This is a genomic window from Pseudomonas sp. No.21 (assembly GCF_054558415.1).
In genome coordinates this window covers 1-331 of the sequence record NZ_BAAJNO010000052.1, presented here as the reverse complement: position 1 = coordinate 331, position 331 = coordinate 1, and the positions used below count along the sequence as shown (strand labels likewise).

Below are 331 nucleotides of genomic sequence, written 5' to 3'. Positions count from 1 at the left end.
CTGGGTGGCGTGCTGCGCAAGGACGGCAATCGCTGGGTGCCCGAAAGCACCCAGGGCCAGGGGCTGCGCCTCGATCCCGCGTTCCTCGCGGCGGTCAATCGGCTCGCCGAACTGGCCGACGTGCTCTACACCGACGGCGGCATGGGCATCGCCTTCGAGCTGCGGGCCAAGCCGGTACGCGACCTCGTGCAGACCACCCTGACCCTCGATGGGCATCGCCTGGCGTACTTCAACCAGCGGGAGCGCTGGCAACGGTTCGACTGGCCCAGCGCGAGCGATCACCCCGGCGCGCGCCTGAGCTGGACCCACGCCAGGAGCGGAGAGCGGCTGT

1 protein-coding gene is annotated in these 331 nt (G+C 70.7%); it reads left to right on the top strand.

Going from position 1 to position 331, the window contains the following annotated elements:
• A partial coding sequence (locus ACYJSS_RS30710) for a type VI secretion IcmF C-terminal domain-containing protein (RefSeq protein ID WP_459481285.1) occupies positions 1 to 331 on the top strand: 331 nt, incomplete at both ends.